This is a genomic window from Laedolimicola intestinihominis (assembly GCF_040096155.1).
Taxonomy (GTDB): Bacteria; Bacillota; Clostridia; order Lachnospirales; family Lachnospiraceae; genus Laedolimicola; species Laedolimicola intestinihominis.
In genome coordinates this window covers 119,987-140,378 of sequence record NZ_JBBMFE010000005.1, presented here as the reverse complement: position 1 = coordinate 140,378, position 20,392 = coordinate 119,987, and the positions used below count along the sequence as shown (strand labels likewise).

The window sequence follows — 20,392 nt, the reverse complement described above, 5'->3', positions numbered from 1 at the left end:
CCCCACTTTGACATTTTGGGGGCGCTTTCTGCCCCCACTTTGCTGTTTTGGGGGCGCTTTCTGCCCCCACACATCAAAATCCGGTTTCTCATGCCCTGACTGGTTCATCTGCTCGCTTATTCATCCTGTTCAGATTAAGCTTTGCCGCTACAAGCCACTCGTTGTAATCCTTATATCCGGCTGGAGGCGGGCAGTCTTCTACCTCATATCCAAGCTCATAATACTTTCTCATAAGTTCAGCTGCCGCCTTCCGTCCCGGCTCATCTCCATCAAGGCAGAACCGGATGGAAGTAATCTGCGGATGTTCTCGAAGAAATGTCTCAAGCGGGGCATCTGCAAGCATTCCAAGTGCCAGCTTATTTGATTCATAATCCGTGAAGATATCAACATAACTCATAAGGTCGATTGCTGCCTCAAATACTACAAGCTCTGTACTGTTTTCATTTACCACATTAAATCCATAGTTCTTATCATTTCCTGTGACATCACACTTGAATGGCTTGCCCTGCTTATCAAACACTCCACGCATACTTGCAAATCTTGTCACTCCATTTTTATCATTTCCTTTGAAAACAACATTATGGTAATGCCTGCTCTCATAAATCAGTCCATCTTTTAAAAACAGATCTATGACTACTCTGCTGATTCCTCTCTCCTGATTCAGATAGGAAATAAGATAGGAATTATCTCCTGCCGGTTCCGGTAGGACAAATGGCTTTCTCTCCTCTGCCTGCTTCTGCGATACCTGATGAACAAGTGGCTGCTTTACAGGATTCTCGATTCTTCTGTATCCTGCGAAATCTAAAAGCCAGAACACAGCCTCTTTTACACTCATTCCACAAAATACCCGTAAGAAATCTATCTGTGAGCCGCCATTGTTGCCTTTGTCAAACTGCCTTGACCATCTGTACCAATGGCTTCTGTTATAGATACGGATGGAATCCATCTCCTTTAAAGTGTGGTATTTGCCAATCCTCTTTACTGTATACCCAAGGCTTTCAGCAACTGCACACAGGTCAACACTCTTTGCTATGGCAAGCTCTTCATCCGTAAATCTTCCATCCATGCTTTCACCTTGCCTTTCCCTGCTCTGCTACAAGCGGTGACTTGATGTCAAGTGTCCGGTAATCTGTGCTCAGGGTAATCTTAGGATTATCAATCATGCCTTTTTCCCTGAAACTGAAAAATTCACGGTTGTCTCCACCGACTATGATATGGTCAATGAGCGGTATTCCCATCAGTTCACACAGCTTGTTCATGCGGTCTGTCATCATCGTGTCTGCCTTGCTTGGGAATACATTCCCGGATGGATGACAATGGATTAACATCATGCTTGCAGCATTGCTTAAGATACTTGATTTAAACAGCTCTCTCGGATGTGCCATTGCCTCATTTAAAGAACCAACACTTGCAAAATGCACATTAATAGGTTTTAAATCTGACCTTAGATTGACCACACACACTACTTCCCTGTCAAACTGGCACATACAGTCTCCCATGACAGCAGCTATATCCGCCGGATTGTTAAAGGTGTGCTCCGAATAAATCGGAGCATCCTTTACAAGTCTTACCGAAACCACATCAAGCTTGAAGTCATTCTTCTTTGGCATCAGACACCGCCTCCTCTCCAGACTCGACACGGATAACAAAGTCACCTTTCTGGCTGTTTATGAGAGCAATGAGTTCTTCCATTGTAAGTTCCTGCTCCATAACTGCCTCCTATCTGGACTTTTCCTTCGCATCATATACAAGGGGAGGTTCTGCAACGATACCATCAAGTCTCTTGTTTGGTGTATCAGTTGCAAGGGTGAGTTTTCTTAAATCCTTATCATAGTGATATACCTGATTGGAAAGTCTCTCGTCCAAAGACACCTCCTGCATATTTACCTCGACTACCATCTGTGCTAGCATCTCAGGGCTTCCCATATCTGAAGATACTGCAATAACCTCATGCACGCTCGAAGGGAGAATATAAAGGTCACTCTCTAAACTCTCTGCCAGCTCATGAAGCTCATTCTCATAAAGCATGGATGCTGCGCCATTGATACCCTTTTCATTGGAAATCACCCACATCGTCTGCTCCGGTGGAATCTCAGCTATCATCATCTCTGCGATCTCCTGCGGCATCCCATCCCTTGCGAACATTTCTTTCATAATGTCATTCATGCTACGAACGACAGGTGGGAAGAGTCTTCTTGTGTTTTCCGCTGCACACTTAAAGAGCTGTTCCTCGCTCATTCCAAGTCTTTTCGCAAATTCATTTGTAATTTTTGAACTCTGCACCGCATCCTTATCTGCACTGATTATTACCTTATACACAATAGAAAGATCCTGGAACTCTCTGTGCGGCACCTGTTCCAAAAATGTTTTATTCTGCTCTGTATTGATGAGCTGGAATACAATCTTCTCGTTAGCATCCCTCATAATGCTGTCCACATCAACAACCGGAGTCTGCTCATATGCCCTTTCCATGAAGTCACATGCAGCCATAAGTGTTTCCTCAAGATCGCCACAGTCCTGATACTTCTTATACATGTCATTGATATAAATCGTGGGTGAAATGTTCCTGCCTTCTTCTCTTAAGATAATGCCATCAAGAGTCACATTCACCTTTTCCACTGGCTCTGCCACAAGCTCCATTCCTTTGAACTTTTCAGGCATATAATCCATAAACTTTTCTTTTACTACTTCCTTAAAAATCTCGTAATTCATCATATTACGGTTCCTCCTTAATCTAAATTGTCATATAAAATTCCTTCATCATCGGGATTATTGTGTTCTCTGTAACTGTTGTCTTCTTCGATTCCCATATCAAAAGTGGTATGAGATTTTCTTTTCTTTCTGTAATAATTCTTGAGAAACATGCACTTTCTACAGTCCTCACAGAATAATTCTTCCGACGGAATGCCAAGTGCCTTTGCAATCCTGTTCAACGTTCCCGTCCTTGGAACTCTTGAACCATTTTCGTATTGGGCAATTCTTACATCACCTCTATTTTCAAAACCACTTTTCTCGCCCAGTTCCCTGAGTGTCATTTTTTGTCGTTTTCTGTAATATCTGATTCTTTCTCCTACCACTGTTTGTCCTCCAAATCAAAAAAAGCAGGAAACATAAGTCACTGGCTTACATTCCCCGCAAGGTTAATTGTTACTGTTTATTCTTTTTCTTTCTTCCACGAAGTCCTACTCCAACACCTGTAATAAGTGCAAGTGCACCAATTCCAAGATAAAGAAGCGGATTTGCATTGTCGCCTGTCTGTGGAAGCTTAGGCTCTGTCGGTACATTGATAAGCTTAAGAGTTGTTACAACAACATCCGGTGCATTGTCATCGTATCGAAGAGTTACATCGTGAGCCGTTCCATCAAGGATATATCCGTCAGCTGCTTTAGTCTCAAGAACTGTATAATGGATATCTTCTTTGAATGATCCATCCTCATTGTAAGTACAGATAGGAAGCTCCTTGCTCTCTGCATGACCATTCTTGTCAGTAGTGAGTGTATCAAGCACCTTTCCGTCCTTATCCCTTACTTCAAATACAACACCCTCAATCGGCTTTCCGGTTACTTTGTCAGTTTTCTCAATGACAATCTTACCGACTGCCTGCTCATCCTTCATGGATACCTTCTGGATTTCTGCTGTCTCCTTTACTTCAAAGGTTACATCACTTGCCACCTTATATCCATATGGTGCAGATTCCTCTCTGAGTGTGTACTTTCCGACAGGAAGTCTCTCAATCATATGAGTCTTTCCTGCTTCTGATGTCCAGCTCTCAACAAGCTTTCCATCAGCATCAATAACTGAAAGCTTTGCTCCAGGTAATTCTTTCTCGCCTGTGATATCAGTCTTTGAAATCTCTACCTTGATCGGTGCATTTTCAAATGCTGCCTCAAACTCGATAACCTTTACCTTATCTCCCTGATATGAAGCATCCACATCAAAAATCTTATCAGACTTCACATAGCCCTTTGGTGCCTCAATCTCTTTGACATAATACTGTACAAGTGGAATGTCAGAGGTAAATGCTGCCCTTCCGTCCTTGCCTGTTACTGTTCTCTCAATCTGTGTATCAGCTTTTACGATTACCTTACCATCTTTGTTCACGATATCTTCTTTCGCAAATAAGCCGAATACTGCTCCTTCAAGTGCTTCCTTAGTCTCTGAATCAGTCTTGGTTACAGTAATCTGCACTTTCTGACGCTCATTTGTCACATCCGTTCCTGCAAATACAACCTTTGTGTTCTGGTCGATATAAGAAAGGTCTGCCTCAATCGGTGTATCATCTAATACAAATCCATCAATTGTCTTTGTCTCTACAAGATAATACTTGCCAAGAGGAAGGTCATCAATTCTGGCAATGCCCTTATCGTTTGTTACGATAGTTGCTACCTTTTCCCCAGCTTTATGGTAAATGCTTCCAAGTCCGTCTGCACTCACGATATCCTCTTTTGCATATACATCAAAGGTTACTCCTGCAAGACTGTCCTTGAAGTAATTGAAAATGAAATCATACCAGTGTCCCTTCATAAGAGTGGTATCTGTTACAAACTCACCATCCTTGTTGATCACGATAGAACCAGTCGGAACCTCATCCTTCATTTCTACATGCTGCACATCTCCTGTATCCTCTACAGTAAACTGAATATCGGTTGCTTTCAGATATCCGTATGGAGCAAACTCCTCACAAAGTGTGTAAGTCTCTCCTACGACAAGTTTCTTAATTACATGTGCTTCCTTGGCATCAGATGTCCAAGTGTCTACCACATTTCCATCCTTATCAAGTACAGTAAGTGTTGCACCTGTAAGCTCTGCACCACTTGTGATATCTGTCTTTGTAAACTCAAAGGTTGTAGGAGTGTTTTTATACTCGCTGTTATATACAGCAGTCTTAACATCCTGTCCCTTATACTTGGTATCAAAGGTTACTACCTCTTCGTTTGTCACATATCCGGCAGGCTTTTCAATCTCTTTTGCAACATACTTTGCAAACGGATAATCCTTAACAAAAGTAATCTTTCCGTTTTCATCAGAAGTTGCTTTCTCAAGTAAAGTACCCTTTTCGATGATTACCTTGCCATCCACATTCTTGATGTCCTCATCTGCATAGAGTCCAAATACAGCACCTGCAATCGGTGTATTATCTTCTGCATCAAGCTTAGTCACTGACATATCAAGCTTCTGTCTGTCATCTGAGAAAGTAAGGCTTTCCTTGATAACAGGTGTCTTATCATCCACATATGTGAATGTCACTTTCTGCTCATTCGGATTTAATACATATCCGTATGGAGCTTCCACTTCCACAACTCTGTACTGTCCAAGAGGAAGATTCTTAGCTGTTGCCTTTCCATCCTTGCCAGTTGTAAGAGTTGTCACAAGGTCTCCCTTGCTGTAATACTTAATGCGGTTTCCGTCTGCATCCTTCTGGTTGTCTGCTGTGTAAATATCCTCGGCAGCATAAACTTTGAATTTTGCTCCGGCAAGTGAGCCTTCCTTATAAACAAACTCTTTCTCATATGAGCTTGCAAGAAGTCCACCCTTGAATCCGTCAAGTACCTCACCCTTCTTTTCTACAGTCATTTCTCCGACTGCAGGGGCATCGGAATATTCCACAGTAATGATTGCATCATTTGTATCACCATCTGTTTCAAATGCTGTATCAGTATCAACAGAGATGCTGACATACTTATCATTTACAACATATCCGTATGGTGCAGATACTTCCTCAATACGGTAGTTACCGATTTTAAGTGCTTCAGGTAAGATTAAATCTCCATCATCGTCAGTAAAGAATGAAGTATGCTCGACCTTTGACGGATAAGTTGTGTACTGCTTCACATATTCGTTCTTATCAATATTGAAGATCTTAAACTCTGCATTTGGTACAAGTACTGTCTGCTTTGTATCGGAATCCTTCTTGATTACACGAAGCTTTGCAGTAAACTCCCTGTCAAGGAATACTCTCCATGTCTGAGGCTTGTCAGGATGGTTCTCGCTGATTTTTACCTCAAATGGCTTGATCGTCTTCATGTTATGCGGAGTCTTTGACTCTACTACCACATAAGTTCCATAAGGAATTGCAATAGAAACTGCATGTCCCTTGTCATCGGATGTGATTGTTGTTGCTCCGTTTTCCCCGATTACTACCGGAGTTGCCTTGTCAAAGTCATAACTTCCATCTGCCTTTACAGGTAAAGATGATTTCAAATAAGCTGTGAACTCTGCACCTGCCAATAAGCCTGCTTCAGTATCATCGCCATTGTCAGATACCTTGATAAGCTGGAATGGCTGCTTGATGACCTGCTCTGCTGAGGTTGTGCTTCTTGATATCTCTGCTACAAGGTCTCCCTCATAGTCGCAAACTACATCGTGCTCCTCTTCGTCTAAAAGATACCCCTCTGATGGAGTGATTTCTTTCACATAATAGTTTCCAAGGTAAAGGTTATTGACCTCTGCCTCGCCATTCTTATCTGTTGTAAGTGTTGCTACAAGATCTCCTGTTTTGAATACAACTCCTGTTGCTCCGTCCGGATGCACGATATCGTTTCTCGCATAAAGACCATAAACTGCACCTTCAAGGCTTGCATCTCCCTGGGCTGCTGCCTTGCCTGATTCCTTGTCTACCTTGTAGATATGAACCTTTGCTGTGGTTCTGTCATTTACAAATGTGTGACTGAATGATGCCTTTGCCTGTGTTTCAGGTAATACATTGAAATTGAAGCTGTAAACATCTTTACTGTTTCTGATATACGCATATGGTGCCTGTGTCTCTGAGACATAATATCCGTTAGAGATTGGCAGATCCACGCTGTAGCTTGCCTTTCCGTCCTCACCTGTAGTTACTGTCTCAAGAGCTGTACCCTTTGTCACAATAACCTGTCCGGCATAGTTTTTGATGTCATTTCCGGCATAAAGTGTGTACTTGCCGCCATCAAGAGGGTTCTCTGTGTCAGAGTCCTTCTTTACGACAGATACATCCGCTTTCTGTCTTGTATTCTCAATCGTAGTTGATTCATACTGTACTGTCACAGTCTGGTCCTTATACTCAACTGCTACTGTCTGAGGTGTGGTATTGATTGTATACCCGTCAATGCTCTTAATCTCAGTTACCACATAAGTTCCAAGATGAAGGTCAGATAATACCACCTGTCCGTCAGTTCCTGTTGTAAGGCTTTCTGCCACTACATCGCCAGCATTGTAAACCTTAGTACCATCTGCCTTGTAGATATCTGCTCCAGCAGTTACCTTGAATGCTGCTCCGGAAAGCTTCTTTTTCTCATAAGTGAAATTGCTTCCATTCCATGAACTAAGCACCTCACCCTCTTTATAAATTGTGATTGCTCCAAGCTGCTCTTTATCTGTTGCAGAGATTCCCGTTGTCTGTCCTGCTTTTACAGTAAGTGTATGAACCTTACCGGAAAGGACATATCCCTTTGGTGCGGTAATCTCTTTTACATAATAAGTGCCTGCAACAAGTGCAGCTGACTTTGCATATCCGTTTCCATCTGTTGTCATGGTCTGTACTCTGTTTGTGCATCCGCTGTCAGAATAGATTCCATAGACTGCACCGGAAAGCTTCACTCCGCTTGACTCATCTGTCTTTGTAAGCTCACCATATCCGATATTCTCTGTCTTGACCTTGATATATGCTTTGATAGGATCTGCTGTCGGTCTTTCAGAAATAAACTCCTGATATCCGCTCTTTCCTGTAAGCCAGAATACACAGCTTGATGTGGTCTCAACCTTGCCAGCATTGGATGTGAATGTTCCTGTTGTAGCTGTAGTATTCACGCTCGTTGAAGAGATTGTAATACTGTTGCCATTCTTATCAACAGAATATCCGCTGATGCCAAAATCAAAATCCGATAAAACACCATTGCTGTCAGATAATGTTGTTTCAAATCTCTGACTTCCATCATTCCACTTTAATTCATAAGTTGGTGCCTCACTGGTTCTGCGTGATGCAAAACTTGGAAGTGTTGCATTGTAGGAGCTGCTGATATTGTCTCTGAGTCTCTCATAATAGCTGTATGAAGAATCAGGACTTGGTGCTGTGTTGCAGAGCTTTCTCGCTGCCGAATCACCACTTCCGGTTCCAAAGATATCTGCTACAATAACCCATACCATTGCCTGAGTTGCGATATACTCATCGCACTGACTGTTGCTTGGTGCCGCCTTTTGTGTACTGTTAAACCCATAATAAAGGCAGTAACTTAAAAGCTTTCTCTGCTGTGCTGACATTGATGTGCTCGCATCATCGTAGCTGTTCATAAGCTGACCGCCATCTGCTCTTAATCCGAAATTCATACAATATGCAGAATTTCCGTCAAGAATTGAATACAGAATCTTGCCATGATTATATCCGGGCTTCAGCTCACTTACTTCTCCGGAATTTTTGACTGACGCATTCCAGAACGCAATATTTGCCTGCGGACTGGCTGCAAATGCTGTTGTTCCATTCGTAAAGAGTGTTCCAACCAGTGTGAGCATAGCCATAAACCCTGCCATAAAACGCTTTAGTTTCTGTTTCATGTGCTCTTTCCTCCTTAATTTACGCATAAAAAAAAGAAAGACATAAGTTTATGGCTTACATCTTTCTTCCTTCTGCTTCTATTCGTTTTTATTTATCTGTGACATCGAAACTCGTAATAGTCTGTGCCGCCTGTCGTGTAAACTCCATCATAACTGATGTAGAATACCGGATCTGTTTCCAAAAGTAACATACTTGCAATATATTCTGCGATTGCATCCTCAGATGATAACCGCTGTCCATCAATGGTACTTGCTTTGTTGAGGTCTGTTTCTACAAACACACTATAATAAGAGCCTTCCATACCATCGTAAGGATAATACTCATTGTACTCTTCCTGCGTGATACTGCCGTCATTCAAATGATTCTGTAAATTCTGCTGTGTGGTAATCATCCCTCCTGCCTGACACTTTGCTGTTGCAAGTGACACAACATTCTGTGGACTGTACGCCACGGATGCAGGCTGTGGATTGCTCACATTGTCTTTCGGACTGTCTGTAGTCTGACCACCATTACCTGCATTACTCTGATTTCCACCAGCTTCCTTATTACCACTTGCAGGAGCTTTCTGTTCCGGCTCGTCATCCTGCTCTGACTTTTCTTTCTGCTTTGAAGCAGTTTCATTATCAGCAGACTGGTTATCTTCCTTATCAGTCTTCTCTTCTGAATCTTTAACCTCGGCAATATCTTTCTCTGTCTCTTCACTTCCAGCTTCGGTTGTGACCTCTGTGACAGCTTCCGTTGCCATTGCTACTTCTTCAGTTGGCTTTACGCTTTCCGTCTGTTTCTCTGTCTGATTATCAGCCTTTTCCTTACCACCATTACAGGCAGCCATTGAAAAGACCAATACTGCGGATAGTAAGATAATACTTATCTTCTTCATAGTCATCACCCATCCCTTCTCCGCAAGAGGGACGAGCTTTGTGTTCCGTGCCATCCACCCTTGCGGTGAACTATTTATCTGTAATGCACGGGACACATAGGACTGTCCCGTATTCTGTGCATCTTAAACTCCTTTCATTATACCAGCTCTCTTATTTTAAAGAAATACTGCATAAGTCGTCTGTTTTTCTTATAATTCAAGAATAAACCCTTTGCCTGCATATATGCTCACCTCCTCTCAAAATGTGCCCATTCTTACGAATGAAAGAAATACCCTTGCCACCATAGCGAATAGAAGAAGAATTATTTTGGCAAGTCCTAAGACCAGCTTCAAAGCTCCAAGAATTATCCTTAATATCCACTTGAGTATCTCTAAAATTACTGTTCCTACGGCTCCCATAACTCTTCTCATAATAATCAGTCTCCTTTCGACATCCATCCCATTGCAAGTCCTGCAACATCTGCATCGTCCATAACATCTTCTGTAGGTTCTTGTGCTTCACTATTGGCTGCCTGCATTATTACCGGCTGACCAACATTCATCCCGGATATCACTCCGCCTAACAGCTTTATTACCTCTTTTCTAGCCTCATTGGTTGCTGCTTCAATGACCTCTTCCTTAATGTCATCAATATCTTCTGACCGGATATATTCAGCCCTCTCTTTTTCCTTCTTCTTGATAACAAAAGTTTCTTTTCCATAATTATCAATGTAGAACTGAATCGCATCTATAATGAACTGGTTCTTAGATTTGAAAATCTTCGGATCAAGGTTCTGAATCACATCATTGATTTTCACATGCTGAGGATTGCTCATGTTGAGGCGGACAGAAGTTTTTACTTCATATTCAAGTCTTCTTCCCATCATCTGCCTCCTTATGATAATCGCTTAGTGCTTTTAAGTCCCATTGTGGCAAGCTGCTCATATCCTCTTGCATTTGCCTTTACATCAAGGTTATAGGAAATGTTCTTAGCATCATGACTACCAAAATTCTTCATCACAACTGCCCCGCCACCGACAAATACAATCGGTGTAGTCTTTAAGTTATACCCAAACTCACGGATTGAGTTATATACCTTATCAACAAAATCCTCTATCTCTGCCTTGATAATGGCAAAGTATTCATCATCAATATCTGACCTGCCATATCGCATGATATTCTGTATCTCTGACTCGTCTACCTCTCCGTTAAGTTGTCTTACACACTGTTCATTGATAGAACGCATACAGGTAATAAGACCTTTTGGTATCGTCACACACTTTGATTCATCCGGTGACTTGTTGATTACCGGCATAATGTCGATTGTCCAGCTACCGATATCTACTATCAGCGTTTTCTTTGCCATTGTAGGAATCTTGTCCACTACTGCTGCATAACACTGAGGGAATACTGCCACATCATCCATTTCAATATAATACGGCTCATTCTCATATTTGAAGCTTACACGCTTATTCTTTGTCAGGTACTTGATAAAATCATTCTTCTCTGCTCCAAACCTTGTAAGTGGTAGTCCTACGGCAAGGAATACCTTTGCCTCTGCAAGACCTCTTCTTTTAAGTTCCTTAGCAACTGCTGCAAGAGTGAGAAGATAAAAGCTGTCATCTTCGACCTTTGTATCCTTTACTTCCTGCCTCACAGTTCCAACCTTATAGAACTTTCCTTCATACTCAAGTACATCGCCGAAAAGTGCCGGAGTTGTTGTAATCTCCTTAACTCCTGTGACAAATACCTGAGAAATTGTTTTCATCATTGACCAGCCATGATCAATGCCGATTACTTCTAACTTGTTATTCATATGTTTTGCACATCCTTTCTTCTTAAACAGCCACTTGAACATCTTAACCACCTACTTTCCTATCAGCTTTCGCATACAAGGAAAACAATAACCATTCCCTTGATAATATGGACATCCGACACATTCCGCTGGAAGCTTCTGTTCTTTTTTCTTAGATGGTTTACAACATGTTCCATTGGCACATCTGTTGTTATGTCCCCAGAAGAATCTACAATGCATACAATCTTTTAATTCTCTTTCAAGCTTTTCTTCTGGAGATACAAATCTGCGTTTCTTATGCTTATCTCTTTTTTCAACTGTTCCCACCAGAGCTCTCCTCCCTTCCAAGGAGTGATTGCTCTCTTATATTTTCCAATATCCTGTCCGACTCACCTGCTGTCCTTGCTAATGAATACAATACAATAAGAACAATAATTATAAATGCTATGCTAAATCCCATCATCACTTTATCCTCCTTCAAATTAGTTGCCATATAGACAAAATTTGAATTTGGAAGTGATATAGTCTACATGGCTATGCTTAATGCTAAGCATGTAGGTACACGCCAGTCTTCTAGACTCCTATATCGCCCCGTGTACAAAGAGGTGTTCTCACCTCCGGGAGTTACAGACGAGCCACAAAATGTGTTTCACGACGCCCTTCTGAATTATCAGAAGCACTATCTCCTCTTTTAGCCTTTTGAGGATAAGGACAAACTTCTCGCCCTCTGTGGTTGATTATCCTTACGCAACATGCCGAATCCTTTTTCCAGATTTCCATCCAACTTCTCACCCTTCATCTTTCGATCCATCAGGCTACTAATATGATAGCTGTGACTTTCATCTTCCAGGTACATGCCCCGTAAATTTACTACCTACAGATACTCTGCAGTGCAAACTACTTTGCAAATCTGTAACTGATTATTAAATTGTTCATCCCAAGTTTTTCTTGGAATGTCCATATATTACATTAGTTTCTATAATGCCGAAAGTGACAATCACGGGTCTTTTTTATCAAAACAGGTACTATTGTGGTCTTTTTTATCTTCGCTTGACAATTTATTCCAAATATGTTTGGGCAATGGTCTTGTTGGTTCCTTAAATTTCTCCAAATACATTTCAAAAATATCTGTATTAATCAATGCTGAATTTCCAACCTTATATACTGCCCCTGCTTCTGAAGCCAAAACCATAATCCTTGATTTACTTATGCCATAAATAATGGCTCCCTCAGTAGCATTTACATATTTTTTCATAATGTCTTTTGTATCTGAATAGAACTTATATGAGTTACTCATTCAATTCACCTTCTTCCTGTCCGTATAACGGCTCTTTCAAAGGTCTTACAGGTTGTCTGAATTGCTCCATGTAATTATCAAATATTTCTAAATTAACCAGTACAGTCCCTCCTGTCCCCTCATTTATTTTATATGTAGCACCTGCTGCTCTAGCCAGCTCGATAAACCTATGCCTTCCAATACTGTATATAATTGAAGCTTCTCCAATTCTCGCAAACTTTTTGATTATCTGCTTATTTGTTCCCGGCACTTTATATATGTGTTTCATAAACTCATCAAACCTTTCCTTTTTTACCAAATGAATACGGGTAAGCTTGTATAAAGAACTTGCAGCCTTAGCTATATATTCAGTTTCCTCAACACTAAATCCATATTCATGAGCCACCTCTTCGACCCTTATGTATCTTTTTATTACCTCCCCACCATGAAGATAAGCCCTAACATCCGGCTGTAATTGTGTTACCATCCTTTTCACCTACTTATAAAATTCATCATCAACTATATGGAATGTCTCAATGTACTCATCAAATATTTTTAAATTCACAAGTACTAACTGTCCTAACTTATAGATTGCTTTGGCATCCTTAGCCATTTGCATAAACTTTGATACGCTCATATGATACATTTCTGCTCCTTCGCTATATCTTACAAACTTTGTATTACCATTCTTCTTAAATTCCTGATATGCCTTTGTGTGTTCCATGCTATTCTCCTTTCGGTATTTCAATTGTTCCTATAACGCAAAAAGAGGACATCTTCTAAATTTCTTTAGAAAATGTCCTCTAAGTAATACAATCTTTAATTTTTCAGACTAAGCAATCTGTACTAACCTGTACTAATCTTTTTTTGACTATGCCAAAAATTGGTCAAATCTTGGTCAAAACCCCTTGACCAACTATATATTTTAGTACATCCACGCTCTGAAACCCTTGATTTTCCTGCATTCCTACTTATCAATAGACTTCATCGTCGGGAACAGCAGCACGTCGCGGATAGCTGCGGAGTCTGTCAGCAGCATACACATACGGTCGATACCGAAACCGATTCCGCCTGTGGGCGGCATACCGATCTCCAGGGCGTTCAGAAAGTCCTCGTCGGTGGTGTTCGCTTCGTCGTCGCCCTGTGCCAGCAGCTCTTCCTGAGCCTTAAAACGCTCGCGCTGGTCGATGGGGTCATTCAGCTCGGAGTAAGCGTTGGCCATCTCCCAGCCGTTCATGAAGAACTCGAATCGCTCTACGTATTCCGGATTCTCCGGCTTCTTCTTGGTCAGCGGAGAGATCTCAATCGGATGATCCATAACGAAGGTCGGCTGAAGCAGATGCTCCTCTACGAACTCCTCGAAGAACAGATTCAGGATATCGCCCTTCTTATGGCGCTCCTCGAACTCTACGTTGTGCTCCTTCGCTGCGGCGCGGGCCTCCTCCAGCGTGTGAATCTCGTTCCAGTCTACGCCGGAATATTTCTTGACAGCATCTACCATGGTAATCCGCTCAAAGGGCTTGCCCAGATCCATCTCAATGCCATTGTATACAATCTTTGTGGTTCCCAGCACATCCTGTGCTACGGTACGGTACAGGTTCTCAGTCAGATCCATCATGCCATGATAATCGGTATATGCCTGATAGAGCTCCATCAAAGTGAACTCCGGATTGTGACGGGTATCGCAGCCCTCGTTACGGAATACACGGCCAATCTCGTATACACGCTCCAGACCACCCACGATCAGACGCTTCAGGTACAGCTCCAGGGAAATACGAAGCTTGAAGTCCTCATCCAGCGCATTGGAATGTGTGATGAAGGGACGCGCTGCCGCGCCGCCTGCATTGGCCACCAGAAGCGGAGTCTCCACCTCCATGAAGCCCTGTCCGTCCAGATAACGGCGGATGCTGCTGATAATTCTGGAACGTTTGATAAAGGTATCCTTCACTTCGCTGTTCATGATCAGGTCGGTGTAACGCTGACGATAACGCACGTCGGTGTTAGTCAGTCCATGGAACTTCTCCGGAAGAATCTGAAGGCTCTTGCTGAGCAGTGTCACATTGGCCACATGGATAGAGATCTCGCCGGTCTTAGTGCGGAATACTTCGCCGGTGATGCCAACGATATCACCGATATCATATTTCTTGAAATCCTTATACTCTTCCTCGCCCACGTTGTCTCTGGCCACGTAGCACTGGATATTGCCCTTCAGATCCTGCACGTTGCAGAAGGAAGCCTTACCCATGACACGCTTGGACATCATACGTCCGGCGATGGTTACGGTCTTGCCCTCCAGAGCTTCAAAGTCATCCTTGATCTCCTGGCTGTGATGTGTCACGTCAAATTTTGTAATCCGGAACGGATCCTTTCCGCGCTCCTGCAGGTCTGCCAGCTTCTCACGGCGTACCTTTAAGAGCTGATTGATATCCTGCTCCTGTCCGTTCTGATTCTTCTGTTCTCCCATTCCTGTACTCCTCTCGTATGCCGATTACTTGGATCTCTGGATCTCAAGTACCTTGTATTCAATCTCTCCTGCCTGTGTCTCAACCTTGATGGTATCGCCTACGCGCGCGCCAATCAGAGCCTTTCCTACCGGAGACTCATTGGAAATCTTACCGTTCAGGCTGTTTGCCTCAGAGGAACCTACCAGCTTGAACTCCTCTTCCTCGTCGTATTCCACATCCAGAACCTTTACCACGCAGCCTACGCTGATCTTGTCCAGATCTACCTCGTCCTCTACGACAACCTCTGCATTTTTCAAAATTTTCTCGATCTGCTCGATTCTGGCCTCGATGTCACGCTGCTCGTCCTTGGCTGCGTCGTACTCGGCGTTCTCAGACAGGTCGCCCTGCTCTCTTGCCTCTTTGATCTTCTGTGCGATCTCTTTTCTCTGCACTACCTTCAGATCCTGGAGCTCGTCCTCCAGCTTTTTCAGTCCCTCATAAGTCAGTAAATTTTTCTTCTCGCTCATTTTTTACATCCTTCCTGGTTCTTATCTATTCCATTATATCTTTTTCTGTCGCATTTATTCCTGTCGATGCTCTGGAAAATGGGACAAACGGCACTGACCCACCTTCAGAATATCCACGATATTATACACTCAAAGACGCTGATTGTCAATCGCTTTCCGTGGCTGCTTATGGCTTTTTCCTTACAACTTTTCCCTTACATTTCCTGTAAAAGCTCTTCCATTTCCTGAAGACTCTCTACGCTGTTAATCTTTCCCCTGAGCTTTGCGGAACCGGGCAGTCCTGTAGTGTACCAGGAAATGTGTTTCCGCATCTCCCGGATGCCCGTGTAATCGCCCTTGCATGCTACCTGCATCCGCGCGTGGCGGAGCATCATGGCTTTGATCTCTTCCCCGGATGGTTTGTCCAGGAGCTTTCCGGTCTCCAGATACTCTGCCACCCGATGAAACAGCCAGGGATTGCCTCTGGCAGCCCGGCCAATCATGACGCCGTCGCAGCCGGTGCTATCAAGCAGTGCCTTTGCCTTCTCCGGGCTGTCCACATCCCCATTTCCGATAACGGGAATGGATACGGCCTCTTTCACCTGTCGGATAATCTCCCAGTCCGCCGTTCCCGAGTAGAATTGCTCCCGCGTGCGGCCATGGACCGCCACTGCCGCCGCGCCGCTGGCCTCGGCGATCTTCGCGATCTCCACCGCATTCACATGATCGTCGTCGAAACCCTTCCGGAATTTCACGGTCAGGGGCTTTTTGATCGCCCGGGACACCTTCGTGATAATCTCCTCGATAAGCTTCGGGTTTTTCATCAGAGCCGATCCCTCTCCGTTACCCACGATTTTCGGCACCGGACAGCCCATATTGATGTCCAGAATGTCGAAGGGCTTGTCCTCAATCTGCGCGGCAATCTCCGCCATCAGGTCCGGCTCGGAGCCGAAAAGCTGTAAGGACACCGGATGCTCCCGGTCATTGATTTCCATCAGCCTCTCGGTGTTGCGATTGTGATAGGCGATAGCCTTGGCGCTGACCATTTCCATGCACACCAGTCCCGCGCCCTGTTCCCGGCATAACAGACGAAAAGGCAGGTCACTTACCCCTGCCATCGGCGCCAGTATCACCGGATTCGGAAGTTCCACGCTTCCTATCTTTAGCTTTCCCATGAAAAAATTTCCTTTTTATAAAATAAAATCCTGCCCGACGGGCTTCTGTCTTACACCCGGCGCTTTTTCTCATGCCCGCGCTTATTTTTGCGGGTATAGGCCGCCTCCTGCTTCCGAAGCTTCCAGAAAAATACGCCGCTGACCGCCAGACAAATGATAATAGCGCCTATCCACAGCACATACACTACCTTCATAAACGACAGTCCCGTCACAAAGCTCTCGCCTGCAAATTCATCCAGATACCAGTGCCAGTCCGCCGCAATCAGTGCCAGCAGCACACCAATATACAGGAAGGTCTGGGCACGCTTCTCACTTTTACTCATCCTGCTTTTTCACCTCAGTGGGCACAGCCGCTTTCTTTTTGCTTAAGCCAAAGAAAAAGACCGCTCCAAACACAAACATAAATATGGCAATAAACTGGGACGTGGACAGTACGCCCACGCTTCCCCTCTCCAGATCTCCCCGGAAATACTCCAGCACAAAACGACCGGCGCTGTAAAGCATAAAGAAAAGTCCCGTCACCTGCCCGTCATGTTTCTTCCATTTTTTTACAAAGTAAAGTAAAATGAAAAAATGAAGGAAATCCAGTCCGCTGGAAATAATCTGGGTCGGGATCAACGGCACACCGTTGGGGGCGTAAGCGGAATTGTGGAAGGTAATCGCGAACGCGCTGTCCGTCTCCTGCCCGTAGCAGCAGCCTGCCAGCAGGCATCCGATGCGGCCAAATCCCTGGGCCAGTGCCACGGAAGGCAGCGCCAGATCCAGATACGACAGCAGATTCATTTTCCAGATATGGCAGTAAAGCACGATGCCGATAAAGCCGCCGATGAGCGCGCCGTAAATCACAAAGCCCTCCAGCAAATCCCGGTATAAAAGGCTCGGATCCGCGAAAATCTGAGGTAAAATCGTAATATAATACAAAATCTTACCGCCCAGAATTCCGCCGATAACCGCCCAGATAGTCATGCCGAAGACCCTCTCGTCGTTAAGGCCTATTTTCCGTGCCCGGTATTCCGCCAGGCAGTAGGCTGAGAAAATACCGATGGCAATCATCAGGCCGTAGCCGTACACTGTAAACGGTCCGATTTTCAAAAGTTCGTTATGCATGTTCTGTCTCCTCATTTAAAAAGAATACGCGGTAAAACATTTCCAGAGAAGCCAGAAGCTCTTCCTTGTCTCTCCGCAGTTCCTTGATTTGCAGGCTGCTTCCGATCTCATCGAAGAAGAAATCGTCCTCATGGCTGGATACCCGGAAGACCAGCGTGCCGTCCGGAGCGAATTCCAGAAGCAGGATGCCGCCCACCTGGTTTACAAAAAGCACACACATGATTTTCAGCTCGTCCTTGATGGTCGCAGGCAACGCCGCAAACTGCTCGTTAAAAAAGTATTTTTCCTCGTAGGAATTGGCTCCGCAGAGGACTGTATTTTCCTGTTCCATATTTTCTCCCATTTTATACATACCCATACACGCCGCGCACTGATACCTCACCGGCATAAATCTCATCCACCCGGCCGTTCTCCCGGCGCACCAGAAGTTCGCCCTGGTTGTTTATGCCCAGAGCCAGTCCCGTATATTCATTGCCTGGTTCCAGCACCCGCACTTCCCGGTTCCGGTTGACCAGCAGCCGGTTATATTCGTCAATCAGAAGGCTCAGGTCCTCCGTCCGCTCAAAAAGCGCGTAATATTTTTCAAAATATTTCATACAAAGGGCGATCAGCTCCGCACGCCGAAAATTATGGCCTGCTGCCAGTCTCAGAGACGTCGCCTGATCCAGTTCTTTTGGAAATTTCTGGGTGTTCACATTGATGCCCGTACCGATGACTACATAATGGATGCAGTCCATCTCCGTACTCATTTCCGTCAGGGTTCCGGAGACCTTTTTGCCTTTCAGCACCACATCGTTGGGCCATTTAATCCCGGCTGATTCGCCGCCCATCAGCTCATTGATGGCATCTGCCACCGCCATACCCATGACCAGCGTCAGCATGGACGCATGCTCCGGATGGATATCCGGTCGCAGTAAAAGGCTCATATAGATGGCCTCTCCCGGCGGGGAATCCCAGGCACGTCCCCGGCGCCCCCGACCCTTCGTCTGCTGATCTGAGCAGACCAATGTCCCGTCGGGTGCATTCTGCTCTGCCAGCAGCTTCGCCTGAATATTCGTGGAATCCGTATCTGCGAAGCAAACCAGGCTCTTCCCCATCTTCTCCGTATGGAGATAACTGCGAATCTCCGCCTCGGTCATGGCGTCCGGCGACGTCAGAAGACAGTACCCCCGATTCGGCACACTGTCAATCTCATAGCCCTCTTCTTTTAATTTGCTGACTGCCTTCCAGATGGCAGTCCGGGACACGGAAAACCGGTCGCACAACTCCTGCCCGGATACATAGCCGCCTCTCTCCCGAAGTGCAGCCAAAACCTCGTCCTTTATCATAAAAACCACATCCAGATGATATTGAATATCAGTGCCACGGCCATCAGCCCCGCGAAAATCGAGCAGATGTAGCCGGTCACCTTTTTATTTTTTGCCAGTTCCATAATGCCCGTCACCGCCGACATAACTGCTCCCAACAGAAAGGCGAGGGGAATCAGCATTCCCCCCTTACTGCCAAATAAAATCAGGATAGCCAGAATCAGCACCGCGCAGGCCAGGACCATGGAAATCATTTTCCAGTAATAATAAGGGTCCCTGCTCACATGGCTTGCTTTTTTCATGCTTAAGCCCCCAGTGTAGCTGCCATAACCGCCTTGATGGTGTGCATACGGTTTTCCGCCTCGTCAAAGACTACGGACCGGGCGGACTCGAATACCTCGTCGGTACACTCCATCTCGGTGATGCCGAATTTCTCCTGAATCTGCTTGCCAATCTTTGTCTTCAAATCGTGGAACGCCGGCAGGCAATGAGTGAAGATAGCCTGGGCTCCCGCATTGTCCATGACCTTTTTATTGACCTGATAGGGCATCAGCTCGTGGATGCGGCTCTCCCATACCTCGTCGGGCTCTCCCATGGATACCCATACATCGGTATAAATGACGTCGGCGCCCTTTGTACCGCTCATAACGTCCTCGGTCAGGGTAATGGTCGCTCCGGTCTCTTTTGCCACGCCTTCACAGTAAGCTACAAGCTCCGCATTCGGGAAATAATTCTTCGGCGCGCAGGCGGTAAAGTGCATACCCATCTTTGCACAGGCGATCATCAGGGAATTGCCCATATTGTAGCGGGCATCTCCCATATATACCAGCTTTACGCCCTTCAGATGGCCCAGATGCTCCTTGACTGTCAACAGGGTTGCCAGCATCTGTGTGGGATGATATTCGTTGGTCAGGCCGTTCCATACCGGTACGTCAGAGTATTTCGCCAGCTCCTCTACGATCTCCTGTCCGAAACCGCGGTACTCGATGCCGTCAAACATGCGGCTTAAGACCCGCGCGGTATCCGCGATGCTTTCTTTCTTGCCAATCTGAGAACCTGACGGATCCAGATAGGTGGTTCCCATGCCCATATCGTGAGCCGCCACTTCAAAGGCACAGCGGGTACGGGTGCTGGTCTTCTCGAAAATCAGCGCCACGTTTTTGCCGCGCATATCGCGCTCTACAATACCGGCCTTCTTGCGGGTCTTCAGGCTGGCCGCCAAATCCACCAGATACTCAATCTCCTCCGGAGTAAAATCCTTCAATGTCAGAAAATCGCGTCCTTTTAAATCCATTTCTTTTGTCCTCCACCAACGTCTGTATTCATACTTATTTTACTGTTCACATTCACTATTCCGAGAAGTTCCTGTGAACAAAGTGAACAACAACAATCAGGC

The 20,392-nt window shown here is 44.9% G+C and carries 22 protein-coding genes and 1 pseudogene; all 23 read right to left on the bottom strand.

Annotated features, from left to right (window positions below):
* Nucleotides 1-88: 88 nt before the first annotated feature.
* Nucleotides 89-1,066, bottom strand: a complete 978-nt coding sequence (locus tag WMO29_RS07530) for a DUF3991 domain-containing protein (protein ID WP_349164382.1) — start codon at nt 1,064-1,066, stop codon at nt 89-91.
* A gap of 4 nt (nt 1,067-1,070) precedes the next feature.
* The gene (locus WMO29_RS07525) at nt 1,071-1,610 is read right to left on the bottom strand and encodes a JAB domain-containing protein (protein WP_004611525.1); all 540 of its coding nucleotides are present in this window, start codon (nt 1,608-1,610) and stop codon (nt 1,071-1,073) included.
* 109 nt (nt 1,611-1,719) lie between these two features.
* The gene (locus tag WMO29_RS07520; protein ID WP_117568820.1) at nt 1,720-2,715 is read right to left on the bottom strand and encodes a DUF5688 family protein; all 996 of its coding nucleotides are present in this window, start codon (nt 2,713-2,715) and stop codon (nt 1,720-1,722) included.
* 14 nt (nt 2,716-2,729) lie between these two features.
* A complete protein-coding gene (locus WMO29_RS07515) occupies nt 2,730-3,077 on the bottom strand; it encodes a helix-turn-helix domain-containing protein (RefSeq protein ID WP_242987548.1) in 348 nt (115 codons plus the stop codon).
* Between the two features lie 70 nt (nt 3,078-3,147).
* A complete protein-coding gene (locus WMO29_RS07510) occupies nt 3,148-8,526 on the bottom strand; it encodes a SpaA isopeptide-forming pilin-related protein (protein WP_349164381.1) in 5,379 nt (1,792 codons plus the stop codon).
* A gap of 92 nt (nt 8,527-8,618) precedes the next feature.
* Entirely contained in the window at nt 8,619-9,461 is an 843-nt protein-coding gene (locus WMO29_RS07505) for an ICP22 family protein (RefSeq protein ID WP_349164380.1), read from the bottom strand.
* Between the two features lie 183 nt (nt 9,462-9,644).
* Complete coding sequence (locus tag WMO29_RS07500) at nt 9,645-9,818, bottom strand: hypothetical protein (protein ID WP_181975168.1); 174 nt, start codon at nt 9,816-9,818, stop codon at nt 9,645-9,647.
* 5 nt (nt 9,819-9,823) lie between these two features.
* The gene (locus WMO29_RS07495) at nt 9,824-10,273 is read right to left on the bottom strand and encodes a hypothetical protein (protein WP_055196091.1); all 450 of its coding nucleotides are present in this window, start codon (nt 10,271-10,273) and stop codon (nt 9,824-9,826) included.
* 8 nt (nt 10,274-10,281) lie between these two features.
* Nucleotides 10,282-11,244, bottom strand: a complete 963-nt coding sequence (locus WMO29_RS07490; protein ID WP_370805852.1) for a ParM/StbA family protein — start codon at nt 11,242-11,244, stop codon at nt 10,282-10,284.
* Between the two features lie 9 nt (nt 11,245-11,253).
* Nucleotides 11,254-11,508, bottom strand: a complete 255-nt coding sequence (locus WMO29_RS07485; RefSeq protein WP_055062764.1) for a hypothetical protein — start codon at nt 11,506-11,508, stop codon at nt 11,254-11,256.
* Nucleotides 11,495-11,644 carry a hypothetical protein gene (locus WMO29_RS07480; protein WP_015567903.1) on the bottom strand — a complete coding sequence of 50 codons (150 nt, stop codon included), beginning with the start codon at nt 11,642-11,644 and terminating at the stop codon, nt 11,495-11,497. The genes WMO29_RS07485 and WMO29_RS07480 overlap by 14 nt, the downstream gene beginning before the upstream one ends.
* A 534-nt stretch (nt 11,645-12,178) precedes the next feature.
* The gene (locus tag WMO29_RS07475) at nt 12,179-12,478 is read right to left on the bottom strand and encodes a DUF6462 family protein (RefSeq protein WP_022377866.1); all 300 of its coding nucleotides are present in this window, start codon (nt 12,476-12,478) and stop codon (nt 12,179-12,181) included.
* Nucleotides 12,471-12,944: a DUF6462 family protein gene (locus WMO29_RS07470; RefSeq protein ID WP_022377867.1), complete on the bottom strand. Its 474-nt coding sequence runs from the start codon at nt 12,942-12,944 to the stop codon at nt 12,471-12,473. Before WMO29_RS07470 ends, WMO29_RS07475 begins: the two co-directional genes overlap by 8 nt.
* Before the next feature lie 9 nt (nt 12,945-12,953).
* Entirely contained in the window at nt 12,954-13,181 is a 228-nt protein-coding gene (locus WMO29_RS07465; protein WP_022377868.1) for a DUF6462 family protein, read from the bottom strand.
* 255 nt (nt 13,182-13,436) lie between these two features.
* A pseudogene (gene lysS / locus WMO29_RS07460) lies at nt 13,437-14,921 on the bottom strand (lysine--tRNA ligase); the annotation flags it as partial.
* A 24-nt stretch (nt 14,922-14,945) separates the two neighbouring features.
* Nucleotides 14,946-15,428 carry a transcription elongation factor GreA gene (gene greA, locus WMO29_RS07455; protein ID WP_158362491.1) on the bottom strand — a complete coding sequence of 161 codons (483 nt, stop codon included), beginning with the start codon at nt 15,426-15,428 and terminating at the stop codon, nt 14,946-14,948.
* Between the two features lie 194 nt (nt 15,429-15,622).
* The gene (dusB, locus tag WMO29_RS07450; protein ID WP_178037984.1) at nt 15,623-16,582 is read right to left on the bottom strand and encodes a tRNA dihydrouridine synthase DusB; all 960 of its coding nucleotides are present in this window, start codon (nt 16,580-16,582) and stop codon (nt 15,623-15,625) included.
* Nucleotides 16,583-16,632: 50 nt separating this feature from the next.
* A complete protein-coding gene (locus WMO29_RS07445) occupies nt 16,633-16,905 on the bottom strand; it encodes a hypothetical protein (RefSeq protein WP_349164379.1) in 273 nt (90 codons plus the stop codon).
* Nucleotides 16,898-17,689 (bottom strand): prolipoprotein diacylglyceryl transferase, encoded by a 792-nt coding sequence (locus WMO29_RS07440; RefSeq protein ID WP_349164378.1) that lies wholly within the window; start codon nt 17,687-17,689, stop codon nt 16,898-16,900. Before WMO29_RS07440 ends, WMO29_RS07445 begins: the two co-directional genes overlap by 8 nt.
* The gene (locus WMO29_RS07435) at nt 17,682-18,020 is read right to left on the bottom strand and encodes a DUF6145 family protein (RefSeq protein ID WP_349164377.1); all 339 of its coding nucleotides are present in this window, start codon (nt 18,018-18,020) and stop codon (nt 17,682-17,684) included. Before WMO29_RS07435 ends, WMO29_RS07440 begins: the two co-directional genes overlap by 8 nt.
* A 13-nt stretch (nt 18,021-18,033) precedes the next feature.
* Complete coding sequence (locus WMO29_RS07430) at nt 18,034-19,014, bottom strand: biotin--[acetyl-CoA-carboxylase] ligase (RefSeq protein ID WP_178037986.1); 981 nt, start codon at nt 19,012-19,014, stop codon at nt 18,034-18,036.
* Nucleotides 19,014-19,298, bottom strand: coding sequence for a DUF6637 family protein (locus WMO29_RS07425; protein ID WP_178037980.1), 285 nt, complete (start codon nt 19,296-19,298; stop codon nt 19,014-19,016). Before WMO29_RS07425 ends, WMO29_RS07430 begins: the two co-directional genes overlap by 1 nt.
* 2 nt (nt 19,299-19,300) lie before the next feature.
* Nucleotides 19,301-20,290 carry an ornithine carbamoyltransferase gene (argF, locus tag WMO29_RS07420; RefSeq protein WP_349164376.1) on the bottom strand — a complete coding sequence of 330 codons (990 nt, stop codon included), beginning with the start codon at nt 20,288-20,290 and terminating at the stop codon, nt 19,301-19,303.
* Between the last annotated feature and the right edge of the window lie 102 nt (nt 20,291-20,392).

What these genes read in the sequence shown, in the direction of transcription:
- WMO29_RS07530 (WP_349164382.1), bottom strand. Translation starts at nt 1,066, where the DNA reads ATGGATGGAAGATTTACGGATGAAGAGCTTGCCATAGCAAAGAGTGTT.
- WMO29_RS07525 (WP_004611525.1), bottom strand. Translation starts at nt 1,610, where the DNA reads ATGCCAAAGAAGAATGACTTCAAGCTTGATGTGGTTTCGGTAAGACTT.
- WMO29_RS07520 (WP_117568820.1), bottom strand. Translation starts at nt 2,715, where the DNA reads ATGATGAATTACGAGATTTTTAAGGAAGTAGTAAAAGAAAAGTTTATG.
- WMO29_RS07510 (WP_349164381.1), bottom strand. Translation starts at nt 8,526, where the DNA reads ATGAAACAGAAACTAAAGCGTTTTATGGCAGGGTTTATGGCTATGCTC.
- WMO29_RS07505 (WP_349164380.1), bottom strand. Translation starts at nt 9,461, where the DNA reads ATGGCACGGAACACAAAGCTCGTCCCTCTTGCGGAGAAGGGATGGGTG.
- WMO29_RS07500 (WP_181975168.1), bottom strand. Translation starts at nt 9,818, where the DNA reads ATGAGAAGAGTTATGGGAGCCGTAGGAACAGTAATTTTAGAGATACTC.
- WMO29_RS07495 (WP_055196091.1), bottom strand. Translation starts at nt 10,273, where the DNA reads ATGATGGGAAGAAGACTTGAATATGAAGTAAAAACTTCTGTCCGCCTC.
- WMO29_RS07490 (WP_370805852.1), bottom strand. Translation starts at nt 11,244, where the DNA reads ATGTTCAAGTGGCTGTTTAAGAAGAAAGGATGTGCAAAACATATGAAT.
- WMO29_RS07480 (WP_015567903.1), bottom strand. Translation starts at nt 11,644, where the DNA reads ATGATGGGATTTAGCATAGCATTTATAATTATTGTTCTTATTGTATTG.
- WMO29_RS07475 (WP_022377866.1), bottom strand. Translation starts at nt 12,478, where the DNA reads ATGAGTAACTCATATAAGTTCTATTCAGATACAAAAGACATTATGAAA.
- WMO29_RS07470 (WP_022377867.1), bottom strand. Translation starts at nt 12,944, where the DNA reads ATGGTAACACAATTACAGCCGGATGTTAGGGCTTATCTTCATGGTGGG.
- WMO29_RS07465 (WP_022377868.1), bottom strand. Translation starts at nt 13,181, where the DNA reads ATGGAACACACAAAGGCATATCAGGAATTTAAGAAGAATGGTAATACA.
- greA (WP_158362491.1), bottom strand. Translation starts at nt 15,428, where the DNA reads ATGAGCGAGAAGAAAAATTTACTGACTTATGAGGGACTGAAAAAGCTG.
- dusB (WP_178037984.1), bottom strand. Translation starts at nt 16,582, where the DNA reads ATGGGAAAGCTAAAGATAGGAAGCGTGGAACTTCCGAATCCGGTGATA.
- WMO29_RS07445 (WP_349164379.1), bottom strand. Translation starts at nt 16,905, where the DNA reads ATGAGTAAAAGTGAGAAGCGTGCCCAGACCTTCCTGTATATTGGTGTG.
- WMO29_RS07440 (WP_349164378.1), bottom strand. Translation starts at nt 17,689, where the DNA reads ATGCATAACGAACTTTTGAAAATCGGACCGTTTACAGTGTACGGCTAC.
- WMO29_RS07435 (WP_349164377.1), bottom strand. Translation starts at nt 18,020, where the DNA reads ATGGAACAGGAAAATACAGTCCTCTGCGGAGCCAATTCCTACGAGGAA.
- WMO29_RS07425 (WP_178037980.1), bottom strand. Translation starts at nt 19,298, where the DNA reads ATGAAAAAAGCAAGCCATGTGAGCAGGGACCCTTATTATTACTGGAAA.
- argF (WP_349164376.1), bottom strand. Translation starts at nt 20,290, where the DNA reads ATGGATTTAAAAGGACGCGATTTTCTGACATTGAAGGATTTTACTCCG.